The sequence below is a fragment of the Arthrobacter gyeryongensis genome, from assembly GCF_039543785.1.
Lineage (GTDB): Bacteria > Actinomycetota > Actinomycetes > Actinomycetales > Micrococcaceae > Arthrobacter > Arthrobacter gyeryongensis.
Genome location: NZ_BAABKK010000006.1, coordinates 191,443 through 214,965 on the forward strand (window position 1 = coordinate 191,443; position 23,523 = coordinate 214,965).

General features: G+C 65.0%; 22 protein-coding genes. 5 read left to right on the forward strand and 17 right to left on the reverse strand.

What is annotated here, in order from left to right; translation table 11 throughout:
• Nucleotides 1–18 precede the first annotated feature (18 nt).
• Nucleotides 19–1,071, reverse strand: a complete 1,053-nt coding sequence (locus ABEA18_RS04815; protein ID WP_345448166.1) for an iron ABC transporter substrate-binding protein — start codon at nt 1,069–1,071, stop codon at nt 19–21.
• Nucleotides 1,072–1,386: 315 nt separating this feature from the next.
• Between ABEA18_RS04815 and ABEA18_RS04820 the strand changes: the two genes are divergently transcribed.
• Together ABEA18_RS04820 and ABEA18_RS04825 are read left to right on the forward strand one after the other, a co-directional pair.
• The gene (locus ABEA18_RS04820; RefSeq protein WP_345448167.1) at nt 1,387–2,040 is read left to right on the forward strand and encodes a hypothetical protein; all 654 of its coding nucleotides are present in this window, start codon (nt 1,387–1,389) and stop codon (nt 2,038–2,040) included.
• Between the two features lie 54 nt (nt 2,041–2,094).
• Nucleotides 2,095–2,529: an SRPBCC family protein gene (locus tag ABEA18_RS04825; protein ID WP_345448168.1), complete on the forward strand. Its 435-nt coding sequence runs from the start codon at nt 2,095–2,097 to the stop codon at nt 2,527–2,529.
• A 150-nt stretch (nt 2,530–2,679) separates the two neighbouring features.
• Here the strand turns inward: ABEA18_RS04825 and ABEA18_RS04830 are convergent, their stop codons facing one another.
• The 4 genes from ABEA18_RS04830 to ABEA18_RS04845 all read right to left on the reverse strand — a co-directional run bounded on the left by ABEA18_RS04830 (nt 2,680) and on the right by ABEA18_RS04845 (nt 9,294).
• On the reverse strand, nt 2,680–6,216 hold the full coding sequence (locus ABEA18_RS04830) for a fibronectin type III domain-containing protein (protein ID WP_345448169.1): 3,537 nt from the start codon (nt 6,214–6,216) through the stop codon (nt 2,680–2,682).
• A gap of 167 nt (nt 6,217–6,383) precedes the next feature.
• Entirely contained in the window at nt 6,384–7,766 is a 1,383-nt protein-coding gene (locus ABEA18_RS04835) for an NAD(P)(+) transhydrogenase (Re/Si-specific) subunit beta (RefSeq protein WP_345448170.1), read from the reverse strand.
• Complete coding sequence (locus ABEA18_RS04840; RefSeq protein WP_345448171.1) at nt 7,763–8,104, reverse strand: NAD(P) transhydrogenase subunit alpha part 2; 342 nt, start codon at nt 8,102–8,104, stop codon at nt 7,763–7,765. The genes ABEA18_RS04835 and ABEA18_RS04840 overlap by 4 nt, the downstream gene beginning before the upstream one ends.
• Nucleotides 8,104–9,294: a Re/Si-specific NAD(P)(+) transhydrogenase subunit alpha gene (locus ABEA18_RS04845; RefSeq protein WP_345448172.1), complete on the reverse strand. Its 1,191-nt coding sequence runs from the start codon at nt 9,292–9,294 to the stop codon at nt 8,104–8,106. Before ABEA18_RS04845 ends, ABEA18_RS04840 begins: the two co-directional genes overlap by 1 nt.
• Nucleotides 9,295–9,520: 226 nt before the next feature.
• Here ABEA18_RS04845 and ABEA18_RS04850 point away from each other — a divergent pair, with 226 nt between their 5' ends.
• From ABEA18_RS04850 to ABEA18_RS04860, 3 genes are all read left to right on the forward strand, one after another.
• A complete protein-coding gene (locus ABEA18_RS04850; protein WP_345448173.1) occupies nt 9,521–9,763 on the forward strand; it encodes a helix-turn-helix transcriptional regulator in 243 nt (80 codons plus the stop codon).
• Nucleotides 9,756–11,084: a type II toxin-antitoxin system HipA family toxin gene (locus tag ABEA18_RS04855; protein WP_345448174.1), complete on the forward strand. Its 1,329-nt coding sequence runs from the start codon at nt 9,756–9,758 to the stop codon at nt 11,082–11,084. Before ABEA18_RS04850 ends, ABEA18_RS04855 begins: the two co-directional genes overlap by 8 nt.
• Before the next feature lie 145 nt (nt 11,085–11,229).
• Complete coding sequence (locus tag ABEA18_RS04860; RefSeq protein WP_345448175.1) at nt 11,230–11,841, forward strand: NADPH-dependent FMN reductase; 612 nt, start codon at nt 11,230–11,232, stop codon at nt 11,839–11,841.
• 79 nt (nt 11,842–11,920) lie between these two features.
• Here ABEA18_RS04860 and ABEA18_RS04865 read toward each other — a convergent pair whose 3' ends face one another.
• The 12 genes from ABEA18_RS04865 to ABEA18_RS04920 all read right to left on the reverse strand — a co-directional run bounded on the left by ABEA18_RS04865 (nt 11,921) and on the right by ABEA18_RS04920 (nt 23,520).
• Nucleotides 11,921–12,745 carry an IclR family transcriptional regulator domain-containing protein gene (locus tag ABEA18_RS04865; protein ID WP_345448176.1) on the reverse strand — a complete coding sequence of 275 codons (825 nt, stop codon included), beginning with the start codon at nt 12,743–12,745 and terminating at the stop codon, nt 11,921–11,923.
• A gap of 96 nt (nt 12,746–12,841) precedes the next feature.
• Nucleotides 12,842–13,528, reverse strand: coding sequence for a 3-oxoacid CoA-transferase subunit B (locus tag ABEA18_RS04870; protein ID WP_345448177.1), 687 nt, complete (start codon nt 13,526–13,528; stop codon nt 12,842–12,844).
• A gap of 1 nt (nt 13,529) precedes the next feature.
• Nucleotides 13,530–14,189, reverse strand: a complete 660-nt coding sequence (locus tag ABEA18_RS04875) for a 3-oxoacid CoA-transferase subunit A (protein ID WP_345448178.1) — start codon at nt 14,187–14,189, stop codon at nt 13,530–13,532.
• A gap of 4 nt (nt 14,190–14,193) precedes the next feature.
• On the reverse strand, nt 14,194–15,423 hold the full coding sequence (locus ABEA18_RS04880) for a thiolase family protein (RefSeq protein WP_345448179.1): 1,230 nt from the start codon (nt 15,421–15,423) through the stop codon (nt 14,194–14,196).
• A gap of 84 nt (nt 15,424–15,507) precedes the next feature.
• A complete protein-coding gene (gene pcaC / locus ABEA18_RS04885) occupies nt 15,508–15,954 on the reverse strand; it encodes a 4-carboxymuconolactone decarboxylase (RefSeq protein WP_345448180.1) in 447 nt (148 codons plus the stop codon).
• The gene (locus tag ABEA18_RS04890) at nt 15,951–16,766 is read right to left on the reverse strand and encodes an alpha/beta fold hydrolase (protein WP_345448181.1); all 816 of its coding nucleotides are present in this window, start codon (nt 16,764–16,766) and stop codon (nt 15,951–15,953) included. Before ABEA18_RS04890 ends, pcaC begins: the two co-directional genes overlap by 4 nt.
• The gene (locus ABEA18_RS04895) at nt 16,759–18,204 is read right to left on the reverse strand and encodes a lyase family protein (RefSeq protein ID WP_345448182.1); all 1,446 of its coding nucleotides are present in this window, start codon (nt 18,202–18,204) and stop codon (nt 16,759–16,761) included. The genes ABEA18_RS04890 and ABEA18_RS04895 overlap by 8 nt, the downstream gene beginning before the upstream one ends.
• Nucleotides 18,201–18,767 (reverse strand): protocatechuate 3,4-dioxygenase subunit alpha, encoded by a 567-nt coding sequence (gene pcaG, locus ABEA18_RS04900; protein WP_345448183.1) that lies wholly within the window; start codon nt 18,765–18,767, stop codon nt 18,201–18,203. Before pcaG ends, ABEA18_RS04895 begins: the two co-directional genes overlap by 4 nt.
• A 3-nt stretch (nt 18,768–18,770) precedes the next feature.
• Nucleotides 18,771–19,643, reverse strand: a complete 873-nt coding sequence (pcaH, locus tag ABEA18_RS04905) for a protocatechuate 3,4-dioxygenase subunit beta (RefSeq protein WP_284988596.1) — start codon at nt 19,641–19,643, stop codon at nt 18,771–18,773.
• Nucleotides 19,644–19,697: 54 nt separating this feature from the next.
• Complete coding sequence (locus tag ABEA18_RS04910) at nt 19,698–21,659, reverse strand: bifunctional sugar phosphate isomerase/epimerase/4-hydroxyphenylpyruvate dioxygenase family protein (protein ID WP_345448184.1); 1,962 nt, start codon at nt 21,657–21,659, stop codon at nt 19,698–19,700.
• On the reverse strand, nt 21,659–22,582 hold the full coding sequence (locus ABEA18_RS04915) for a shikimate dehydrogenase (protein WP_345448185.1): 924 nt from the start codon (nt 22,580–22,582) through the stop codon (nt 21,659–21,661). Before ABEA18_RS04915 ends, ABEA18_RS04910 begins: the two co-directional genes overlap by 1 nt.
• A 167-nt stretch (nt 22,583–22,749) precedes the next feature.
• Nucleotides 22,750–23,520: an IclR family transcriptional regulator gene (locus tag ABEA18_RS04920; RefSeq protein ID WP_345448186.1), complete on the reverse strand. Its 771-nt coding sequence runs from the start codon at nt 23,518–23,520 to the stop codon at nt 22,750–22,752.
• Nucleotides 23,521–23,523 lie beyond the last annotated feature (3 nt).

Here is a 23,523-nt window from a genome sequence, read left to right on the forward strand (position 1 = left end):
GACGAGGCGGCCCTTCGCCTAGAGAAGCCCGACCTTGGTCATCAGCTCGGTGACCTTCTCGCTGTTGAGCTTGGCGGGGTCCACCGAAGGTGCCTGGAGATCCTTGAGGGGCACGAGCTTGGAGTTTGCCGGTACGTCGGAGCCGACGGTGTATTCAAAGGAGTCACCGTTCTGGAGGACCTGCTGACCCGCTTTGCCAGTGATGAACTTCAGGAACTGCTGGGCCTGGGCCTGCTTCTTGCTGGATGCCAGAACAGCGCCGCCGGAGACGCTGACGAACGCACCCGGGTCCTGGTTCTTGAAGTAGTGAAGATCAACGTTCTTGCTGTTTTCTCCGGTCTGGGCCTGGTCCACGAAGGAGTAGTAGTGGTAGAGGACTCCCGCGTCGACCTCGCCGGCGTTCACGGCCGCGAGCACCGGGGTGTCGTCCTTGTAGGACTTGAAGTTGGTCTTGGCCGCCTCCAGCCATTTCTGGGTGGCGTCTTCTCCCTTGAGCGCAAGCATCGCGCTGACGATGGCCTGGAAATCGGCTCCGCCTGTGGACGCGCCGATGCGTCCCTTCCATGACGGGTCCGAGAGGTCCATCAAGGACTTGGGAAGCTTGTCTGCGCTGAGCTTGGTCTTGTTGTAGGCCAGCACCGTGGAGCGGGCCGCGATGCCCGTCCAGTCGCCGGTGGAGGGCCGGTACTGCGCAGGGACTTGGCTAAGGGTTGCCTGATCGACGGGGGCGAGCAACCCGGCACTCGCGATGCGGACCATGGCCGGGGAGTTTTCCGTGAGGAAGACGTCCGCCGGGGAGTTCTTGCCTTCCTCGCTGAGCTGGTTACTCATTTCAAGGTCGTCACCATTACGGAGCGTAACCTTGATTCCCGTCTCCTTGGTGAAGGCGTCCACCCATGCGCCGGTGAGGTTTTCGTGCTGCGCGTTGTATACGACGATGCCGTCGCCGGACGCGCCGGCCGTGGAACCACCGCTTGCAGTACCGCTTGGTGCGCCGCTGCACGCCGAAAGTGCCAGCAGCGTGGCCGTGGCGGCGGCAAGGGCCGCAGCGGGTTTGATGCCGAATTTCATGGGGGGCCTTTCAAGGGTTCCGGCTGGGACCGGAATGGTTGGGGGCAGCCCCACCCTCCACGCCGAGCAGCCCGAGGAGTCCGGGGAACGGTAGCGAGATAGGCAAGGCAATCCTTACTGTAATAACAACATGACGTTGTTGCGTAATTCTTGGCACGCTGAGGCCGACTGTTACAAACGGGAACGCACGCGCTAAATCTGCGCCTGTCCGCGTAAGGAAACCATTAAGGACCGGCGACGGCCGCCCGGTTTGGTGGTCTGATGAGGATAGACAATTCGGGCTTTGGCCTAACCTCGGTAGGAGCTGAATCCACCATGAAACGCACTCCCCTCAACCAAGGAGCGGCACACGCTTCCGAGCTTGCCGGCGCGGCTCCGGAAGATTACGTCGTTGTCGATGAGCTCGGTGATTTCACGTACTATCCATCCAAAACCGCCATGCTCGAGGACCTTGAGTACGTTGACGAAGCCGCCAGCATCCTGGACCGGGCGGGCAACAACTTCCACTTGACCTTGGAGGAGGGCCGGAAGCTGAGCCTGGGCTCTTCGCTCGGCCGGGTCGAATTCACCTGGCTCCGCCAGACCTGGATTACCGACCGGCGCCGCGAACCGAAAGCGCATCGATTGCTGCGCCTCTACCCCGCAACGCTCGATGCCCTTCTGGCTGGAATATTTGAAACGCTGAGCCTGGAACTCGCCAGCAGCGCCACCAGTTCCCCCTGGGTAGTGGAAGTAGCGGGGGAAGAGACCCATCCCGCGACACTCAGGGACGTCGATGGCTTCCTCGCGCGGCTGGATCACCTTGAACATGTCACTGTGCGCGATCCCTTCGGACATGACTATCGGCCAACCCGTCATGCAACACACCGCCTCCACGCCCCTGGTGCAGGGGCGATCTACTACGTGGAGATCGAACCGCGCGCCGGGGAGGCGGAGCAGCATCCCAACGAAACTGACAATCGGCCCTGAATTCATTCAACGTGGGTTACCGCCCGGTAGGCGCGTTCTGCGATAGTTGGGAACATGGTGAACGTCCAGACCGAAATACTGATCCAGCGGCCCCGCGAGATCGTGGCAAGTTATGCTTCCAACCCGGACAACGCGCCGGTCTGGTATGTGAACATACGATCCGCACAGTGGCAGACGCCGAAGCCCCTCGAAGTTGGATCCCGGGTTGCCTTCACCGCACGGTTCCTGGGCCGAAATCTGGACTATGTCTACGAATTCACCGAGCTTGTCCCCGGCGAGAAACTCACCATGCGCACAAGCCAAGGTCCTTTCCCGATGCGAACCACTTACACCTGGTCCGATGAGAATGGCGCGACACGCATGACCCTCCGCAACACAGGTGAACCCTCAGGGTTCTCCGCGCTTGCGGGCATCGCCATGGCGCCAATGATGCGCAAGGCCATGCGCAAGGACTTGGAGAACCTCAAGAAGATCCTCGAAGCCGGCTAAAAACGGCGGCCGCAGGCTCTCCCCTGCGGCTGCGGGTCGCCGGCTCAGTCATCGGCCTGCTCAACGGGAAGCGGCGGCTGCGACCCAAGTTCGCGGCCGCCGCTCGCGTTAAGGGCTAGGGCACGACGGCGACCACGTCGATCTACGCTTTCAGCCGGTGGTGAGGGTGATGTCGTCGAGGTACATCCAGGTGTCGTCGGCGGGGGTGGAGCCGTCGAGGTGGACGTTGAACCAGAGGGTGATGGTCTGGCCTTTGTAGGCGGTGAGGTCGGCGGTGAGCTGGGTCCAGGTGCCGTTGTTGTTGCAGAGTTTGAACAGGCTGCCCAGGGTGGTGTTGGTGGTGGTGCGGACTTGTGCTTCCATCCAGTCGTACGGGCAGGCGTTGCCGGTGCAGGGGTCTTCCTGGCTGTGGGGCTGGTACCAGAAGGACAGGGTGGTGGTTCCGGTGGCGGGGACGGTGATGGTCTGGGACAGGCTGCTGTCACCCAACGGTTCTGCCCCGGATGCCAGGCCCAGGAGCGCGGAGCCGGTGCCGGTGTGGGCGGTGGTGGAGGCCACGGGTGCCCTGACGCCGCCGGTGGTCCAGGCGGTGAGCCCGGATTCGAAGCCGCCGTTGGTGATGGCCGAGGTGGTTGTTCCCGTGGGGGTGGCCGGCGCGGATGCCGCCGAGGCCGGGGAGGTGCCGATGGCGTTGGTGGCGGTGACGGTGAAGGTGTAGGCGGTGCCGTTGGTGAGTCCGGTGACGTTGGTGCTGGTGGCGGGCGGGTTCCCGGTGACGGTGACCGGGGCAAGGGTGGTGGCGCCTGCGTGCGGGGTGATGGCGTAGGAAGTGATCGGGGAGCCGCCGTTGGCCGGCGCTGTCCAGGACACGGTCGCGGAGGCGTTGCCCGCCGTCGCGGTGACCCCTGTCGGAGCGGCGGGTGCCGTCGCTCCCGCCGTGGGGGTGACCGGCGCGGATCCCGCCGAGGCCGGGGAGGTGCCGATGGCGTTGGTGGCGGTGACGGTGAAGGTGTAGGCGGTGCCGTTGCTGAGTCCGGTGACGTTGGTGCTGGTGGCGGGCGGGTTCCCGGTGACGGTGACCGGGGCCAGGGTGGTGGTGCCGGCGTGCGGGGTGACGGTGTAGGAGGTGATCGCGGAGCCGCCGTTGTTAGGGGCGGTCCAGGACACGGCGGCGGAGGCGTTGCCCGCGGTCGCGGTGACACCTGTCGGGGCGGAGGGTGCCGTGGGGGTGGCCTGGCTGTTGGTGAGGGTCACGTCGTCGAGGTACATCCAGGTGTCATCCGCGGGGCTGGAGCCGTCGAGGTGGACGTTGAACCAGAGCACGATGCTCTGGCCGTTGTAGGCGGAGAGGTTTGCGCTGAGCTGGGTCCAGGCGCCGGAGTTGCTGCTGAGTTTGAAGAGGCTGGCCAGGACCGTGCCGCTGGTGCTGCGGACCTGTGCTTCCATCCAGTCGTAACGGCACGTGGTGCCGCTGCACGTGTCGTCGGCGGTGTGCGGCTGGTACCAGAAGGACAGCGTGGAGGTCCCGGCAGCGGGGACGGTGATGGTCTGGGACAGGTTGCTGTCCCCGAGCGGCTCGGCCCCGGAGGCAAGTCCGAGGAGCGCGGAGCCTGTGCCCGTGTGTGCGGTGGTGGAGGCTACCGGCGCCCGGACGCCGCCGGTGGTCCAGGAGCTCAGCCCGGACTCGAACCCGCCGTTGGTGACGCCCGGAACCGGGGCCGTCGGCGTGACCGGAGCCGAGGCCGCAGAAGCCGTGGAGGTCCCGACGGCGTTCGTCGCCGTGACCGTGAACGTGTAGGCGGTGCCGTTCGTCAGCCCGGTGACGGTCGCCGTCGTCGAGGGCGGATTTCCGGTAACCGTCACCGGAGCCAAGGCCGTGCCGCCGGAGGTAGGCGTCACCGTATAGGAGGTGATCGGGGAGCCGCCGTTGGCCGGCGCTGTCCAGGACACGGTGGCGGAGGCGTTGCCCGCCGTGGCGGTCACACCCGCCGGTGCGGCAGGCGCTGTCGGCGCGGTCGGGGTGACGGGAGCCGACGCGGCCGACGCCGGCGATGTGCCGATGGCGTTTGTGGCGGTGACCGTGAACGTGTAGACGGTGCCGTTCGTCAGTCCGGTGACGGTCGCCGTCGTCGAGGGCGGATTTCCGGTAACCGTCACCGGAGCCAAGGCCGTGCCGCCGGACGAAGGCGTCACCGTATAGGAGGTGATCGGGGAGCCGCCGTTGGCCGGCGCCGTCCAGGACACGGTGGCGGAGGCGTTGCCCGCCGTCGCGCTCACGCCGGTTGGCGCCGCCGGCGCGGTCGCCGCGGCCTGGGTGACGTCGACCATCGAATAGTCGTCCGTGGTGATCGAACCGTTGGATTGGATGTTCAGTCCGTAACTGATACCCGAGGCGCCTGCCGGAAGCGCCGGCGTGGTCCATGTGATTTGCGTCCAGTTACTGTTCGCATTGAACAGCGGACTCGCCGTCCAGTAGGTCCAATACCCCGTTCCGGTGCGGTAGTAGACCTCGAATTGGGTGATGACATTGGATTTGTACCAGGCGCTGAGCTGATAGATATGCCCGGGAGTCCCTGTGGGTGAGCAGCCGCCAAGGTCCAGAGCGGGCAGGAGTTTCGCGTCACCGCTGACGTAGCCGCTCATAGTCAGTCGTTCCGCGTTATTGCCCGTGTGGCCAGGCGAGACCACTGAAAAGCTGGGAGTGTTGGTGCCGTATCCACCCGCAGCCCAGCACAGCGGAATCCCGCTGGTGAGCGTCTCGAGGCTCGGGTTTTGGATCATGTTGGTCCCCTGGGGAGGCGGCGGCGGTACCGGCGGCCCGGAGACGAGCGGTTGGACAGCGCCACCGATTACCTGGTCAACCGTCTTCACCGCAATGCTGCCTGCTGTCTGTTGTTGCGCTAGCCAGGAGGCGAACTGGTTGAACAGGCTGGGGCTGATGGTGAGGGTCGGATCAGTCCCCACCGCGATGTGGTGGAACGTCAATTGAACCCAGCCACCGCCGGCCGCTTGGGCCCTGGTGACGGAGTTTTCAAGGTTGGACAGCGTCCATGTGCTGTCCACTTCCTCCGGTGCCGCGGTGTCATAGGGGTTGGCGGGCGGAATGCTTTCGGCGGCCGGGAGCCCGGGATCGTCCTTGCTGTAAAGGTCCCCGAGCCCGCGGGCGCTGTTGAAACCGCAATTCTTGACGATGGTCTGCACGGCGGGATCCAAGGAGGCGAACGGATACGCGAAGCTGGTGACCTTGAAGCCCATGTTTGCCAGGGCGACCCTGCCATTGCACACTTGGCGCGTCACTTCATCCGACGTCAAGGTAACCAAATCGGGGTGGGTGACCGTGTGCCCGGCAATCTCATTGCCGTCCGCATAGAGTTGCTGGAGGTTCGCGGACGTGAAATAGCTCGGCTGATCGATCCACCCGGAGGGGACGAAGTAGGTGCCGTGAAGTCCGAGGTTCTTTAGCGTGGCTGCGGCGGTCAGTTGGTCGGCGTTGCCGTCATCGAAAGTGAGCGTGATAACAGTGTTTGCGGCCGCATGCGCCGGCAACGCAAAACCGCTGAGGAGTGCCAGGACCATCGCAGCACACGCCCCGACGGCGGCCCAACGGACCCCGAAATGGCGTTTGACCATCTGCTCGTGCGTCGAGGATCCAACCACTCCACTCACCGTCCATTCGAAGCCGGGCAACCGTCAAGGATGGGAGCATTCCCGCCCTGGGTCTTCGGCGATGATAGGGCGTTGATTCCGGCCGCGTCTTGAGTGGGCTCACCCGGCTGGCAGCAGCTGCGGGCCGCGATCCTGAGTGTGCTCACCTGATTTGGCGGCAGAGAGGCACGGCAGCACCCTAGGGTTGGTTAACTAAGCTTGAGCGCCTTGAGCGCACTCAACACTTTGGTGAGGGATTCCTTGGCGTCGCCAAACAGCAGCGTTGTCTGCGGTTCGTACATGAGTTCGTTCTCGATTCCCGCGAATCCCGGCCGCATGGAGCGCTTGAGGAAGACTACTTGGCGCGCGTCGGCCACCTCAAGGATGGGCATGCCGTAGATCGGCGAACCTGCCGTGGTTTTCGCGGCTGGATTGACGACGTCGTTCGCGCCAACCACGAGGGCGACGTCGGCTGTCCGGAATTCCGAGTTGATTTCGCCCATTTCCTTGAGGGACTCATAGGGCACATTGGCTTCGGCCAGCAGGACGTTCATGTGCCCGGGCATTCGGCCGGCCACCGGGTGGATCGCGAAGTCCACGTCAATGCCCCTCGCCTCCAAGGCAAGGGCCAACTCCGCTGCCGTGTGCTGTCCTTGGGCCACAGCGAGCCCGTAGCCGGGAACGATGATGACCCGTTGCGCATACCCAAGGAGTACGGCCACTTCTTCCGGGCTGGAGGAGCGGACGGGGCGGTCGCTCACCGCCGTGGACCCCGCCGTCGAGCCTCCCTTGAACGCGCCGAAGAGGATACCCGCAACACTGCGGCCCATGGCCGCGGCCATGGCCCTGGTGAGGATGGTGCCCGAGGCGCCCACCAACGTGCCGGCCACCACCAAGAGCACATTGCCAAGCACCAGGCCCGAGGCAGCCACGGCCAGGCCCGTGAAGGCATTCAGCAGCGAGATGACGATCGGCACGTCCGCGCCGCCTACCGGCAGCACCAGCAGGACCCCTGCCGCCAACCCCAGCACCAAGAGCAGCAGCGCGAGCGCGAGGGAGCCACTGAAAACGACGGCGACGGCGGCACCCACCGCCGCGAACAGCACCGCTCCCATGAGGGTCGGCAAGCCCGGGAAGACCACCGGGCGGGTGGTCATGAGCTCCTGGAGTTTGGAGAACGTGATGGCGGAACCCGCGAACGACACCGCCCCCACCAGCAGCGTGAAGACGATGGCCACACGTACCCAGCGGTCCTCCGTGTGCGCAAGTTCCAGGAGTGCCACGAGGGCCGCGGCTCCACCGCCCACGCCGTTGAAAAGCGCCACGAGCTGCGGCATCTGGGTCATCTTGACTTGGCGAGCCACCGGCGCGGCTATGCCCGAACCAACCACCATCGCGCCCAGGATCCAGGGAACGTTGTCCATTTTTACGGACATGAAGACCGTGGCGACGGCGAGCACCGCACCGAATGCGCCCACCAGGTTGCCGCGCCGGGCGGTACGCGGGGAGTTGAGTCCCTTGAGCGCGAGGATGAAACAGACTGCAGCCGCGAGGTAAAGGAGCGAGGTCCACACCGGATCGATGAGGGTCATCGCGTGCGCCCCTTGGGCTCAGCCTCAATGGCCCCCGGCTTCCCGTCGGGCGGCGTAACGCGTTTACGGCCGCGGAACATCTCCAGCATGCGGTCGGTCACCACGAATCCGCCTACCAGGTTGGCGGTGGCGAGGACGACGGCGAGCAAGGCCACCGCGAGGACCCATGGATCCGAGGCTTGCCCGGCGACGATGATCGCGCCCACCAGGATGATTCCGTGGATAGCGTTGGCCCCGGACATCAAGGGGGTGTGCAACGTGCTTGAGACCTTGGAGACCACTTCGAAGCCCACGAAGACGGCCAGGACGGTGATGGTGAGCAGGCCGATGCCGTCCATCAGGAAACCCCCTCGTTGGCTGAGCTGACGGTTTCCGCCGTCTCGGCGGAGAGCGCAGCGAGCGCCTCGGCCGTCGGACCGTGCCGCACCTCGCCGTCGTGCGTCAGGCACGCACCCGCCACCACCTCATCGCCGAAGTCGGGGACGACGTCTCCATCACATGTCATGAGGGCCAACAGGTTCGCGACGTTCTTCGCGTAGAGGCGCGAGGCGTCCGCGGGCATGGCGGAGGCGACATCCTTCATCCCCACAAGGGTGACCGTGCCCTGGCCATCCGCCGTCGGTATTTGAAGATCCAAACCAGGCACTGAGCCTTCCACGTTGCCGCCGGACTCCGCGGCGAGGTCGACGACCACCGAGCCGGGACGCATATGCTGGACCATTTCGCGGCTCACCAGGAGAGGCGCCCGCCGTCCGGGGACCGCCGCCGTCGTGATGAGCACGTCTGCCTGGGCGACGTGCGGGGCGAGCAGCTCGCGCTGCAGGGCACCGCGGTCGGCGCTGAGCTCGCGCGCGTAGCCGCCGGAGGATTCCGCCGTCTCCACGTCGAGTTTGATGAAAGTGCCGCCCATGGATGCGACTTCGTCCGCCGAGGCTGGCCGGATGTCGTTGGCGGAGACGCGTGCGCCCAGCCTTTTCGCGGTGCCGATGGCCTGCAGGCCTGCCACACCCGCACCCAATACCAGCACGCGGGCCGGGGGAATAGTTCCGGCGGCCGTCATATAGAGCGGGAAGAAGCGCGGGAGGCGCATTGCCGCCTCGAGCACGCACCGGTATCCGGCCACGAGGGCCTGGGACGTGAGCGCGTCCATGGATTGTGCCCGGGAAATGCGCGGCACCAGTTCAAGCGCGAAGGAGGTCACGCCCGCTTCGGCGAGCGCGCGGACGGTGGGAAGTTCCGACGACGGCGAGGCCAGGCCTACGGTGACGGCGCCCCGGCGCAGCGCGGCCGCCGTCGTGGGTTCGAGGGGGCGGACGTGCGCGTAGACGTCCAGTGTGGCCAGATCCACGGCGGGGACGATGAGAGCTCCGGCCTGGCGGTAGTCCTCGTCGCTGTGGCCCGCGGCGGTTCCGGCTCCGCTTTCGACGACGACTTCCAGTCCCAGTCCAGCCAACTGCTGGACGGTCTCCGGCGTCGCGGCCACACGCCGTTCACCGTCCAGGCGTTCCCGCGCTATGCCAAGTTTCACCCGCGCTCCCTTTCTGAAACCCCATTGTCCTTCTGAACATCATTGTCCTGAGCCGTTGTTGGCTTGAGTCTAGGACGCGGAAGGCCCTGGCGGGAGTAGGGATGGTGCCCCGGGCTCGATGTATGAATATTCAGACTCTGCGCGGTGTTGGCATATCCATACATCGGACAATGTTGTAATATTCATACAACGCACGGTGTCGCGATATTCATACAAGGGATTTTCAATGCCAAGCTTCGAAGCACCCAACCCCAAGAACCTCGGCGCGGCCATCAAGCACGCACGAACCGCACGTGGGATGACCCAGGAACAACTCGCGGAAGATCTCGGGATCCCCCGCCTATACCTGGTCAACCTTGAAAAGGGAACGTCGAACCTCTGGGCCACCCGGATGTTCCGAACACTGCGGCGGCTCGGTATCAAGATCACCGTGAGCTTTGATTTGCCGGCGGAAGTTCCACATGACTGAGCATCTCGACGTCTTCCTGCACGACGACCACATCGGCGTCATCACCCCGACCCGCCGGGACAGGCGCCAGGTGACCTTCGCAATCGAATCCACATACGCCGGAGCGCCCAGCATGCTCACGGAAGGCTTCTCCCTGGTTCCTGGAACCAAAGCCGACACTCGGCACGCCTCCAACTTCTTCGGTGGATACGCGCCCGAGGGCAACCATCGAATTCGACTTGCCAGCACCGCGCGCATTGATGAGAGTGACCTGTTTGCTCTCCTGAAGCACTATGGCCTAACTATGGCTGGCGCGCTCTCGATCCGCACTGAAAAGCCGGGCGATCACGTGGCTGGCAAGTATCGGCCCCTAAGCACCCGCGAAGTCATCCGCAAGCTTGAGAAGGCCCAGCGAGACTTTGACCTCGGCAACGAACCAGACAGCGGCCGCTCCATGCTCCCCGGCTTCCAGCCGAAACTACTCTTGGCACGATTTGGGGAGGACTGGGTCTACCCTGAAAATTTGGCTCATTCCACTCATATCCTCAAACCATCGCCCTCCCACCGGCCGGCCACGATCTTCGACGAGTACTTCTCACACCAGATCGCGCGTCACATGGGCCTGACTGGCTTTCACAGCGAACTGATCACCTACAACCAGACGACCTTCCTCTCCATCGAACGGTACGACCGGATTGTGGAAGGCAACACGGTCCGCCCTATCCATCAGGAAGACGCTGCTCAAGCACTCGGTCTGGACTGGACAGACTCCGCCGCAAAATTCCAGAATCCCGAGCAGCCACGCTCCCCATCCCGACCCACCGCACAGCGGATCGCCGAACTCTTCGGTTCATTTGGTGATGGCTCCGACATGGAGACCTGGCTGCGCCATCTGCTCTACAACGTGATCATCGGTAACCACGACGCACATGCAAAAAACGTGTCAATCCTCCACAAAACCAACGAGGCATCAACGATCGCCGACCTCTACGATGCAGTACCGATCCTCAATATCAACGACGACCCTTCGAGAGTCGGATCGAAAAAGATCGGCGATGAACTCTCCCTGGCAATTGGCGGCGAATTCAACCATCACAGGGTCACCCTGGACCACTTCCGCGCGGAGGTTGCAAGCTGGGGAGGCCTCAGCGGCCGTCGCGCGGATTCGATCATCGCCGATACTCTCTCCAGATTCGGGGTTGCGCTCGAAGAGACTCCAAGCGTTCCAGGCAGCAGCCCTGCGCTCCGCGATCGGCTTGGGTACAACCTCGATCGAATCAGTTCAGGCCGCGCGATCGGAAAACCAAAGATGCCGCTCATTGCCTGGCCCAAAGGCAACTGAAGCCGTTTCCACTCGAATGGCCGTAGCAGTGCCCGGCCATTCCCATCTTCGGGATGCTCTAATAAGCTCGCTGTGGGCTGGGAGCCTCCAGTACCGCACCGTCGATGAGCCGGTTCCGGCCGCGCCGTCGGGAAGGAACATTGCTATGGCCACGTACAAGATCGGATACTTCGTCGGCAGCCTCTCAAGCCGATCCATCAACCGGATCCTGTCCAAGGCGCTCATCAGCGTCGCGCCGGAAGAGCTCGAATTCACCGAGATCCCCATCAAGGACCTGCCCCTCTACAGCTCCGACTACGACGCCGACTTCCCACCTGCGGGCCGCGCGTTGAAAGACGCGATCGCGGCGTCGGACGGCATCCTGTTCGTTTCCCCCGAGTACAACCGCTCCATCCCGGGCGCCCTGAAGAACGCCATCGATTGGGGATCCCGGCCTTGGGGAACCAACTCCTTCGCGCGCAAGCCCACGGGAATCATTGGCACATCACCTGGCAGCATCGGCACGGCCGTGATGCAGTCCTCCATGCGCAGCGTCCTGAGCTTCCTCGACGCACCTCAGCTGAATGCCCCGGAGGCCTACATCAAGTTCGATCCGGCGTCCTACAACGAGGATGGATCCGTCCGGGACGAAGGAACCGCGTCCCTCCTGCGCCACTACATGGAGGAATACAGCGCGTTCGTCCAACGCGTCCTGGCCGCCAGCGCTCCCGGGCACATCGGCGATGAACACCCGGACGACGCCAAGCTGACGCGGTAGCGCGGCCTGCTGCGCGGCTACGTCAGTCATGGGCCGTGAGCCTACGCGCTGCAACGCGCCGTGGCAACCAGGCCAAAAGCTAGTGCTTCGCCGAAACGTCCTGCGATATCGCACGCGCAGTCTCCACGATCTGCTCCCGGACCGATTCGAGGTAGGCCTCGGGGGTTGGCTGCGCAGCGACGTTTTGGGCTTGGAGCGAGACGTTGACCGCAGCAGCCACGTGGCCGGCATTGTGGTTCCATACAGGCGCAGCGATGGACATGAGCCCGAGTTCCAGTTCCTGGTCGAGGAGGCACCAGCCCTGCCTGCGCACCCGGTCCAGCTCGGCCACCAGCTCTTCGCGGGACGTGATGGTCCGCGGCGTCAGGGCCTTGAACTCCACCGAGGAGAGGTATTCGTCCAGTTTCTGCTGCGTCAGGCCGGCAAGAAGCACCCTACCCATGGACGTGGCGTAGGCCGGGAAGCGGGTGCCCACCGAAATGCCGACCGTCATGATCCGGCGCGTGGTCACACGGGCCACGTAGAAGATGTCCGCCCCATCCAGCACCGCGGCCGACGTCGACTCCCCCAATTTCAGCGAGAGTTCTTCAAGGTGCGGCTGCGCGAGCTGGGGCAAGGACAAGGCCGACAAATATGAGTAGCCAAGCTGCAGGACCATCGCCGTGAGCGCGAAGGTCTTGCCGTCTGTGCGGACATAGCCCAGCTCCACCAGGGTATGCAGGAATCGACGGGCCGTGGCACGCGTCAGGTTGGTACGCGCCGCCACCTCGCTGAGCGTCATGACGGGGTTGGCCGCGTCGAACGCACGGATCACGGACAATCCGCGTGCCAGCGATTGCACATACTGGTCACTCGCTTGGGGAGCACCTGCCTGCGGCACCCCGGCTACTGCTGCGTCGGTCATGGTTACCAATCTTATTGGCGCGAACTGGCAGCAGTTGCCCCTCGGGTTGCTTCCAGAGGGCATTTGCTGCCAGTTCGCGATCGACTTTAGGCGCGTTTAGACGCCGACGACGGCGCCGGCCGCCTTCTCGTCGAACGGCACCAGCGGGACCGGCACCATGGCTTGGAGTTCTTCGAAGGTGCAGCCGAACGTCTCACGCACGGTCACGCCGTCGGGCCCTATCAGGAAGACCGCTTTGTCCGTGTACACGCGGGTCACGCAGCCCACGCCCGTAAGCGGGTAGCTGCAGGTGTCGACGAGCTTGGACGCGCCCTCGCGGGTCAGGAGCGTCATCATGACGAAGACGTCCTTGGCGCCGGTGGCCAGGTCCATCGCCCCGCCGACGGCCGGGATGGCGTCCGGCGCTCCGGTGTGCCAATTGGCGAGGTCACCCGTGGCCGACACCTGGAAAGCGCCGAGGACGCAGATATCCAGGTGCCCGCCGCGCATGATCGCGAAGGAATCGGCGTGGTGGAAATACGAGGCGCCGGGGAGCTCGGTGACGGGGATCTTGCCGGCGTTGATGAGGTCGCCGTCGATCTCTTCGCCCTTGGCCTCCGGACCCATGCCGAGCATCCCGTTCTCCGTGTGGAGAGTGATGTTCTGCTCTTCGGTGAGGTAATTGGAGACGAGCGTAGGCTGGCCGATGCCGAGGTTCACGAACGAGCCCGGAGCGATGTCCCGCGCCACGAGCCGCGCGAGATCGTCTCGCTCCAAGGGTGTTGTTGAGGTTTGGATGCTCATGTCAGGCCACCTTCACGATGCTGTTGACGTAGATTCCCGGGGTCACCACGTTCTCCGGGTCCAGGGCGCCGGTCGGTACGATCTCCGATACCTGGACGATGGTGTGCTTTGCGGCCGCCGCCATGATCGGTCCGAAGTTCCTGGCCGTTTTGCGGTAGACGAGGTTGCCCTTGCCGTCGGCCTTGAGCGCCTTGATAAGCGCGACGTCGGCATGGATGGGCGTCTCGAACACTTGCCATTTTCCGTCGAGGAAGCGTGTGTGCTTCCCTTCCGCGAGCATGGTGCCGTACCCGGTAGGGGTGAAGAACCCGCCGATACCCGCCCCGGCAGCCCGGATGCGTTCGGCCAGGTTGCCTTGGGGCACGAGTTCCAGTTCGATTTCCCCGGCCTTGTACTTGGCGTCGAAGTGCCAGGAATCGGACTGGCGGGGGAAGGAGCAGATCATCTTCCGGACCCGCCCTTCCTTGATGAGCAGCGCAAGGCCTTGGTCGCCCTGTCCGGCGTTGTTGTTCACCACGGTGAGGTCAGTGGCGCCGGAATCGAGCAACGCGTCGATGAGTTCGAACGGTTGGCCCGCGTTTCCGAAGCCTCCGATCATGACGGTGGAGCCGTCCTCGATGCCTGCGACAGCTTCGCCGACGGTGTCAATGAATTGCAGCATTGCCTTAGCCCTTCACCGGTTGTGCCGAATTTCCGGCAGTGACGTTCTCAAGCACCACGGCCAGGCCCTGCCCGACGCCGATGCAAATCGCGGCGACACCCCAACGCTCGCCGGAAACCTGAAGGCTGCGGGCCAAGGTGCCCAGGATCCGGGTGCCGGAGGCGCCCAGCGGGTGGCCCATCGCGATCGCGCCGCCGTGCCGGTTCACAATCGACGGGTCGATCCCCCACGCATCGATGCAAGCCAGGGACTGTGCGGCGAAGGCTTCGTTAAGTTCGACGGCGCCCACCTGCTCCCAGCCGATGCCCGCCTTCGAGAGTGCCTTGTTGGCGGCCTCCACCGGGGCGTAGCCGAAGAACTGGGGATCGTTTCCGTGCGCGCCGCGGCCGGCGATGCGGGCCAGTGGCTCCAGCCCGAGCAGCCCGGCGGCGCTTTCGCTGCCAATCCAGGCCGCGGAGGCGCCGTCGGACAGCGGCGAAGCATTGCCTGCCGTCACGGTTCCACCCTCCGGACCGCTGGCCTCGGGACGGAAAACGGTCTTGAGTCCTGCGAGTTTCTCCGCCGTCGAGCCCGCACGGATACCTTCGTCACGGACCAGCTCGGTGCCCGGTACCGGAGTCACCAACTGGTCGTAGAAGCCCTCGTCCCACGCAGCAGCCGCGAGGTTATGCGAGGCCGCAGCGAACTCGTCCTGCCGCTCGCGGGTGATTCCGTACTTCTCACGCAGCCGCTCGGTGGCCTCACCCAGGGAAATGGTCCAGTCCTTCGGCATCGCCGGGTTCACCAGGCGCCAGCCGAGGGTGGTGGAGGCCAGGGTCATGTCACCGGCCGGGTACGGCTTGGAGGTCTTGGGCAATACCCACGGCGCCCGGGACATGGACTCAGCCCCGCCCACCAGGACCAGCTCGGCGTCGCCGGCGTTGATCTGGCGCGAGGCGATGATGGCGGCATCCAGGGAGGAACCGCACAGGCGGTTGACCGTGGTGCCCGGGATCGACGTCGGGAGCCCTGCCAAGAGGGTGGCCATGCGGGCAATGTTGCGGTTCTCCTCGCCGGCGCCGTTGGCGTTCCCGAACACCACCTCGTCGATGCGCTCAACATCCAAAGCAGGAGCGCGCTTCACGGCCTCGCGCACCACGTGGGCCGCGAGGTCATCCGGCCGCACCCCGGCAAGGCCCGAGCCGAATTTTCCAAAAGGTGTGCGCACGGCGTCGTACACATACGCCTGGTTCATGGGGTCTCCTCTATGTTCTAATGCGTGGGCCCACGCCGCCAGGGTTCCCTGGCCGAGCTTGCGAGGCCAGGGTGGCGGTGGGGACTAGTTGGGTGGGGTGGGGGCTTCGGGGGTCGCGTCGAGCTCCGCGAAGACGCGTTGCGCGGTCTTGAATGCGGTGTTGGCGGAGGGGACTCCGCAGTAGATGGCGGTCTGCAGCAGGATTTCCTTGATCTCGTCCCTGCTCAGCCCGTTCGTGATTGCGGCACGGATGTGCATGGCCAGTTCTTCCCAGTGCCCGTGCGCCACCATCGCGGTGATGGTGACGGCCGAGCGCATGCGTCGATCCAGGCCAGGCCGGGTCCAAATGCCGCCCCAGGCGACGCGGGTGATCATGTCCTGGAAGTCACCGGTGAATTCGTCTTTCTTGGCGTTGGCACGGTCCACGTGCGCGTCGCCGAGCACTTCACGGCGGACCACCATGCCGGCGTCGTAGATCTCCTGCGATGTAGCGTCGCGCTGAACGGCGCCCTGCGAAAGATCAGTGCTCATTTTCCGGCCTCCATCATGAATTTCCGCATGAGGTCCGCGACGACGGCGGGCGCCTCCGCTGGCGCGAGGTGCCCGACGCCGTCGAGCGCCACAGCGACTGCAGTGCCGCCTCCTGTGTTGAATCCGGCGTTGATGCCGTCCGCAATTTCTTCAGCGAACGACGGCGGTGCAACAGTGTCCTCGACGCCCGCCAGTGCCTGCGTCGGGACGGTGATGCTGCCGAGTTCGGCGCGGACGTCGAATCCGGCGAGGGCCTCGCAGCAGAAGGCGTAGCTGAAGCGGTCCGCGTCCCGCAGGGCGTGCAGGAGGCGACTGCTGACCACGGGCTGGCGATCCATGAAACCGGGAGCGAACCAACGCTCTGCGGAACCCTGGATCATCACCGCGGTTCCTTGGGCGCGGACGGTTTCGGCACGTTCCAGCCATCCCTCGGGCGTACCGAGCTTCGCTCCGCTGCACTGCACGGACAGGGACTTGAGCCGTTCTCCATGCTTGATGCCGAGCTGCAGTCCTGTGGCACCGCCCAGGGAATCGCCGGCGTAGTGGAACACGGCACCGGGCGCGATCGAGTCCACCAAGTCAATCACCGCGTCCGCCAGTTCGGCGACGCTGAACGTTTCGGAGGCCGCGGGCGAGACGCCGTGACCGGGCAGGTCCCAGCCGATAACGTCGAACTCGTTGCCGAGCAGGGCAGCGGCCTCGGTCCAGAGCACGGTGGACGTTCCGAGCGAGGGCCCCACCACCAGGAGCGGCTTCTCCCCGAGGGTGCGCTGCGGGGACAGCAGCACCGCCTTGACGTTGGGCTTAGCCACGATCGGCTCCCTTCGGGTTGGTGTGCGTGAATTCGGGGTACGCGGCGAGGATGCGACGGCTGATCTCGGGAGCCTCACCGACATAGTTCGCCGGATCCAGAAAGGCCCGCAGTTCCTCATCGGACAGCTTGCTGGCGGGGACGGCTTCGCGGAGGAGCTTGGTGTAGATCCGGGCTTGCTCGGCTGCGGGTGCTTGCAGGGTCTCGTCGACGACGGCTTGCAGCTTCGCCTTCGCTTCTCCCCCGTCCGTGCCAAGGAGCGGAGCAACGGAGGACGCAACAGCTTCGCTGAGCAGCAATGGCCCGGAGATTTCCAGGTTGCGGCGCATCGCCTCGGGGAAGACACGAAGTCCTTCGGCGAGCTCGCGCAGCTGGGTGGCGGCACCGTGTGCAAGCCGAAGCAAGCCCCGCGAGGCCTGCCATTCGCTGTGCCAGGCGCCGTCCGGACGTTCGTCGTTGAAGTTCGCGGCTGCGAGGTGCAGCTGCATTGCCAGCCCGGGAGCTTGGAGCGCTGCGCTGCGGATCAGCACGGACAGCACGGGATTCTGCTTTTGCGGCATGGCAGAGGAAACGCCCCGACCCGCGGCAAGGGGTTCACCCAGTTCGGCAACCTCGGGGCGGCTGAGGAACAGCAGGTCCGAGGCGATCTTGCCGAAAGAGTCCGTCAGAGAGGCCAAGGCGTCGCCGAGTGCAGTGACATCCAGGCGGTTCGTGTGCCAAGGAGCCGCAGCGGGAGCCAGCCCCAGCTTCCTGGCCAAGGCGTCGGCCAAGTCAAAGGGGCTCGACGACGAGCCGTCGGTGAGCACGGTACCGGCAGCCAAGGTGCCGCCGGCGCCGCCGAACTGCACGGGCAACTCCAGGGCTTCGAGGCGACGGGCAGCGGCGGCCACTCCGTGGAACCACTGCGCTGCCTTGAGCCCGAAGGTGAACGGAAGCGCATGCTGGGTCAGGCTCCTGCCGACGCAGAGCGTGTCCGCATGCTGTTCCGCGAGGGTGGCGAGCGCCGTCGTCGTACCTTTTACTTCGGCCAGAAGCGCGGAAACCACGCGGTGTGCGAGCAGCATCAGGGCCGAATCCAGGACGTCTTGGCTGGTCAGGGAGGCGTGCACGGCGGCAAGCGCGCCGATCGGCCCGCCGGGAAGCCCAGCCTCGAGCTGCCTGACTCTCCCCCGGAGATCGGCCAGCAGCGGAATGACCGGGTTGGCGCCCCCTTGTGCGCGTTCGGCGATGGATGCGGCGTCGTAGGCCCAGGATTCCGCCGCCTCGGCGACGACGGCGGCAGAACCGGCGGGCGCGAAGCCCGCCTCTTCGAGCACGGATGCCCACGCGGCCTCGACGTCGAGGATGGCAGCGATCACCGCACGGTCACCCGTCAGCGCCACCACGGCGGGCGACGCCGAAACCGGGCTGAGCAACCCGAAATCGCCGTCGCCACTCACTGGGAGGCGCCTTCGAAGTCGAGAAAAACAGTCTCGTTCCCGCCCTGCAGGCGCAGGTCCCACGTGAGTCCGCCATCCGCGTCGCGACGCGCGATCAGGGTCTTGCGGCGCTCAGGATCGAGGGAGCTGAGCAGCGGGTCGGCAGCGAGCGCTTCCTTGTTTTCCGGCAAGTAGATGCGGGTGAACAGGCGGTTCATGAGGCCACGCGCAAAAACGGCGACGGAAATGAACGGAGCCGCGCCCGCTTCAGTGGGGCCGGGGTTGACCGTGGTGAAGGTGTACACACCGGAGTTGCCTACCGCGGCGCGGCCCCAGCCGGTGAAGGTGTAGCCATCGCGGATAAGTGAGCCCGTGCGCTGGACCACGTTGCCTTCGGAGTCCGGCTGCCAGATCTCCAGGATGGCGTCGGGGATGGCGTCTCCGGCGCCGTCGTACACTGTGCCTTGCAGGCGGATGCTTCCGGCGCTGCCCGGAGCAAGGAGTTCGTTGTCCTTATTAAAGGGGAGGGCATAACCGTAGAACGGGCCTACGGTCTGGCCAGGTGTGGGTGTCAGCTTGCTCATGTTCTACTCCTCATCCCCGGCGTCGCCAAAGGCTTCGTTTTCGGTCCAGGTCCGCTTCGACCCGCTCAGGACGATGTCCCAGTTGTAGCCGAGGGCCCACTCCGGGCTCGTCAGTTCGTGGTCGTACTTGGCCACGAGGCGGTCGCGGGCGTCCTGGTCCACGATCGATTGGTAGATGGGGTCCAGGGGGAACAACTGGTCGCCCGGGAAGTACATCTGGGTGACGATGCGCTGCGTGAAATCCGTGCCGAACAGCGAGAAGTGGATGTGCGCCGGCCGCCAGGCGTTGAGGTGGTTCTTCCATGGGTAGGCGCCGGGCTTGATGGTGGTGAATCGGTAGGTGCCGTCCGGTCCGGTGATGCAGCGTCCGACGCCGGTGAAGTTCGGGTCGAGGGGGGCGGGGTGCTGGTCGCGCTTGTGGATGTAACGGCCGGCAGCGTTGGCCTGCCAGATCTCCACGAGTTGGCCGGCAACCGGGCGGCCGTCGCCGTCGAGCACTTTGCCCTGAACGATGATCCGCTCGCCCTGGGGTTCACCGTTGTGCTGGATGGTGAGGTCCGACTCCAACGCATGCACGTCCTGGTGCCCGAACGCCGGCGAATACAGCTCAATGGTCTCCGGGTCCGCGTGGTGCAGGCTCTTGGTGGGGTGGCGCAGGATGCTGCTGCGGTACGGCGCGAAGTCCAGGCGGGGCTGGGTCTCCGGCGCGGCACCGTTCTTGAGCGCCTGGGCGTACGCTTCGCCGATGGCCTTGATCTCCGCGCTGAGATCCGCTTGGGTTTCGGCTGCGGCGTCCAACGGCGCGTGCCCGGCATGCGGTTCGGCCGCCGGTACGAGCTCGTCGTCTTGGTAGTGCCCGGCATTTGCGTCTAGCAGCACGGCCGGCTCCTTTCGGGTGGTTGCTTTCCTGGTCTCTGCTGGTGTTTCTGCTTAGCGCTGCACGTGGTGGGCGTGAAGCGAGTCGTACTGGACGGCGTGCCGCACGGGGGCGTTGGGGGCGCCGTAACCGTCGTAGTTGCCGCGGCGTTCCACCATTTCGAAGAACACGCTGCCCACCGTGGCGGTGTAGAAGTGGAGGAATTCACCGCTGGCATCCCTGTCATAGAGAAGGTTCAGTTCCTTGAGGGTGGCCAGGAAGGCAGGCTCCAAGGCGAAGCGCGCATCCAGGTCCTCGTAGTAGTTGGCCGGTATCCGGAGGAACTCGAGTCCGCGTTCCTGCGCCGCCCGCGCGGTGGCCACAAGGTCATCCACCGCGAAGGCGATGTGTTCCTGGTAGCTCTTGCGCGCGCCGTTGCCCTGCTGGCCAGGTTCCTGCTGAAGCACCGGCGCCAGGTTCAGCACCAGGCGCACGGCGCGGTCAGACGTCTGCATGACCTGTGAGCGCACCAGGCCGCTGGGGCTCGGCACCTCGGCGAACGGCTGCGGTTCCAGCGCGAGGGCACTCGTGTAGAAGAGGACGGCTTCGTCGAAGTGCTGCCAAGGCTGGGCCAGGTTCACGTGGTCAATGACAGCGTTCACGTGGTCGATCACCGCTTGCGCTCCCACAGAAGGGTGCTCGAGGCCTTCGCCGAATTCGCTGGGCTGCCCGAATTCATGGGTCCATGCCGCCGTCCCGTCCGGGCTGCCCTGGCACAGGAAGATTTCGGTGGAGTCCGGGGCCGCAATGCCTTGGAACACTTCCTCGTCCGCCTGCACCTTGCGCGGCACCACGGGAGCTTTGAGTTGCTGCGCGCGGGCCGAGGCAATCACGGGAGAGTCGACGTCGAAGCCCAAGGCCGCGATGGCGGGTTCACTGTGCGACGGCGCTTGTTCGTTGATGATGACGCGGGCCTGCCCCATGGACCACAACTGCACGTCCTTGGTCCGGTGCCGACCGTCGAATTCGAAGCCGAGCTGCCCCAGGAGGGTCTCAAGCTGTGCGGGCTCATCCGTCTTGACCTCGGCGAAGTTGAAGCCGGCCGGTTCCGCCACCTTGGGCAGCGTGGCCAGTTCCATGGGATAACGACGCCGGCCGGCAGCGTTGGCGAGCGAGTCACCGCCGGCGGCTCCCGCCGCAAGGGATGCCGCGTTCGCCTCGAGCCATTTGGCGCTCTGTTCCTCAAGCCAAATCAGCGAGCGCATCGCGTCGACGGCGGTGCGCTCCACATCGGATTGGCGGAAAACGTCGTTGAAGACCTCCAGCGAAACCGGGCCGGAATAGCCTGCACGAGCCACATGGCCCATGAACTTGGCCAGCTCAAATTGGCCTTCGCCGGGGAACACGCGGTAATGGCGGCTCCAGGACAGGACATCCATAGAGAGCTTCGGGGCGTCGGCCACCTGGACGAAGAAGATCTTCTCAGGCTTGATGGCCTCGATGGGTGCGGTGTCCCAGTCGCGGGAAAGGATGTGGAAGGAGTCGAGGCAGGTGCCCAGGTTGGGGTGGTCCACGGTGTCCACCAATCGGTGCGCGTGCTCGTAGTCGTTGACGTATTTGCCCCAGGCCAGAGCCTCGTACGCAACTTTGACTCCGTGATTCCCGGCCAGTTCCGCCAGGCGGGAGAGCTGCCCGGCCCGGAGGTCGTCGTCGTCGATCGTGGCGGTTCCCACGTTGGTGCACACCAGGATGGTGTCCATGCCGAGGCGGGACATGAGCTTGAACTTGGCGTCCGCCCGGCGCAGGTTTTCCTGCAGGAGGTCTTCGGAGACGCTGTCGAAGTCGCGGAACGGCTGGTAGAGATCAAGGCCGAGTCCAAGGTCCGCGGCCATCTTCCGCACGTCTTCAGGGCTGAGCGGCGAGGTGACGAGGTCCTGTTCGAAGATCTCGATGCCGTCGAAGCCCGCGATGGCGCAGGCCTGCATCTTTTCCTTGAGTGTGCCCGAGAGGCAGACGGTAGCGATTCCCGTGCGCATCAGTGCCCCGCCCCGGCGAGTGCCTTGTCGGCCTTCGACTCTTCAGCCTTGGCGTCTTCGGCGCCCACCAGCTCAAGGAAATGTGCCCGCATCCGTTCCGGATCGGCGTCGCGGCCTGTGAAGATGCGGAAAGCGTCGGCAGCCTGGCCCACGGCCATGCGTCCGCCGTCGAGCACGCGGCAGCCCTTGGCCCGGGCCTCGAGCACCAACTGGGTTTCGATCGGCCGGTAGACGATGTCAGCCACCCAGTGCCGGGGTTCCACGAGGGACATGTCCAGTGGGAGGCCCGGATGAGCGGCCATGCCCACCGGCGTGCAATGCACCAAACCGTCGGCCAGCGGCATGAGTTGCGGCAGCTCCGCCGTCGAGCGCGCGCTGACCGTGCTGCCCGGGAACAGGGCGGCGAGTTCGTCCGCCCGTTCGGCGCAGCGCGAGGGGTCCACGTCCACCAGATCCAGTGTCCTGACCCCCGCGGAAAGCAGGGCATATGCGACGGCGGAGCCGGCACCACCGGCCCCGAGTTGAACCACCCGCTCCAGGCCGGCGTCGGGAAGGCCGCTGGCCAAAGCGGAGCCGAAACCGGAGAAGTCTGTGTTGTGGCCGAAGAAGCGCCCTTCCTTGATCAGCACGGTGTTCACAGCGCCGAGCCGCCGGGCGTCCTCGGAAACCTCGTCCAGGAACGGCAGCACCAGTTGCTTGCACGGATGTGTGATGTTAAGGCCGTTGTAACCAAGCCAGGAAGCTGCGGTCAGCAAATCTCCTACGGCGGAGCCGGGCAGGGAGAGCTCCAGCAGGTCGATGGGCCGGTACAGGTAGCGCAGCCCCTGGACGTCGGCCTCCCTCTCATGCATGGGCGGCGTCAGCGAAGGCGTGACGCCCTCACCGATCAGGCCCACGAGGAAGGATTCGGCTCGGTTGCTCATGCTCATTGCTCCTTTGACAACTGCACCCGCGGATTGGCCGTCTCTGGATCCGTTGAGTCATCCAGAGTCTGTTGCTCCGCCGGGAGGTATGAATCAGACTACACAAAATGTTCACATATTGCACTCTTGTTCTTATCGCGAACAAAAGTGATGGCCGTTAGCGGCCCTTAACGCTGCGGCAGGCGGTCGGCAAGCTCGGACGCCGCGCTTTTCAGCAAGGGGACCACCGCCACCAGCTGCTCCACGCTCATCCGGAAAACAGGTACCGCGGTGGCAAGCGAGGCGAAGGCAACGCCCTGGGAATTGAGGACAGGGACGGCGACGGCGCGCATACCCACCTCGTTTTCCTCGTCCATGATCGCGTAGCCCTGGCGACGAATCTTCTCGATTTCCAAGCGGAAAGCGTCGCGGTCGGTAATGGAGAACTCCGTCAGTGGCTCCAACTCAAGCTCTTCCACCAACTGCTGCCGCTCGTCGTCGTCCGCAAAGGCAACAAGCGCCTTCCCCACCGCCGTGGTGTGCAGCATTCCAAGATGCCCCGGATCGCTCGTGACCCGGAACATCTGGGGACCGTCCACCTTGTTGACCGTGAGGTGGTGGCGGCCATCCCTGACCGAAAGAATGGTGGCTTCGCCGGTCCCTTCCGTCACGCGCTGCAGGATGGGCCGAGCGGTGCCCGCAAAGCCGTGATGATTGGACACCCGCTGACCGAGCTGGAAGACGCGAAGTCCCAGATGGTAGCGGCGGCCGTCAGCCTCGTAGTCGACGAATCCGTCGCGGGTCAGGGATCCGAGCAGCCGGTAAGTAGTACTGAAGGGCAGCTCCGCCTGGCGGGCGAGCTCCGAGGCACTGGCCCCCTTCGGCTCATTGCCCAGCAATACGAGGAGGCCCAGGGCCTTGCCGATCATGTCGGTTTTTGTGTCTTCCTTCACATCCATAAC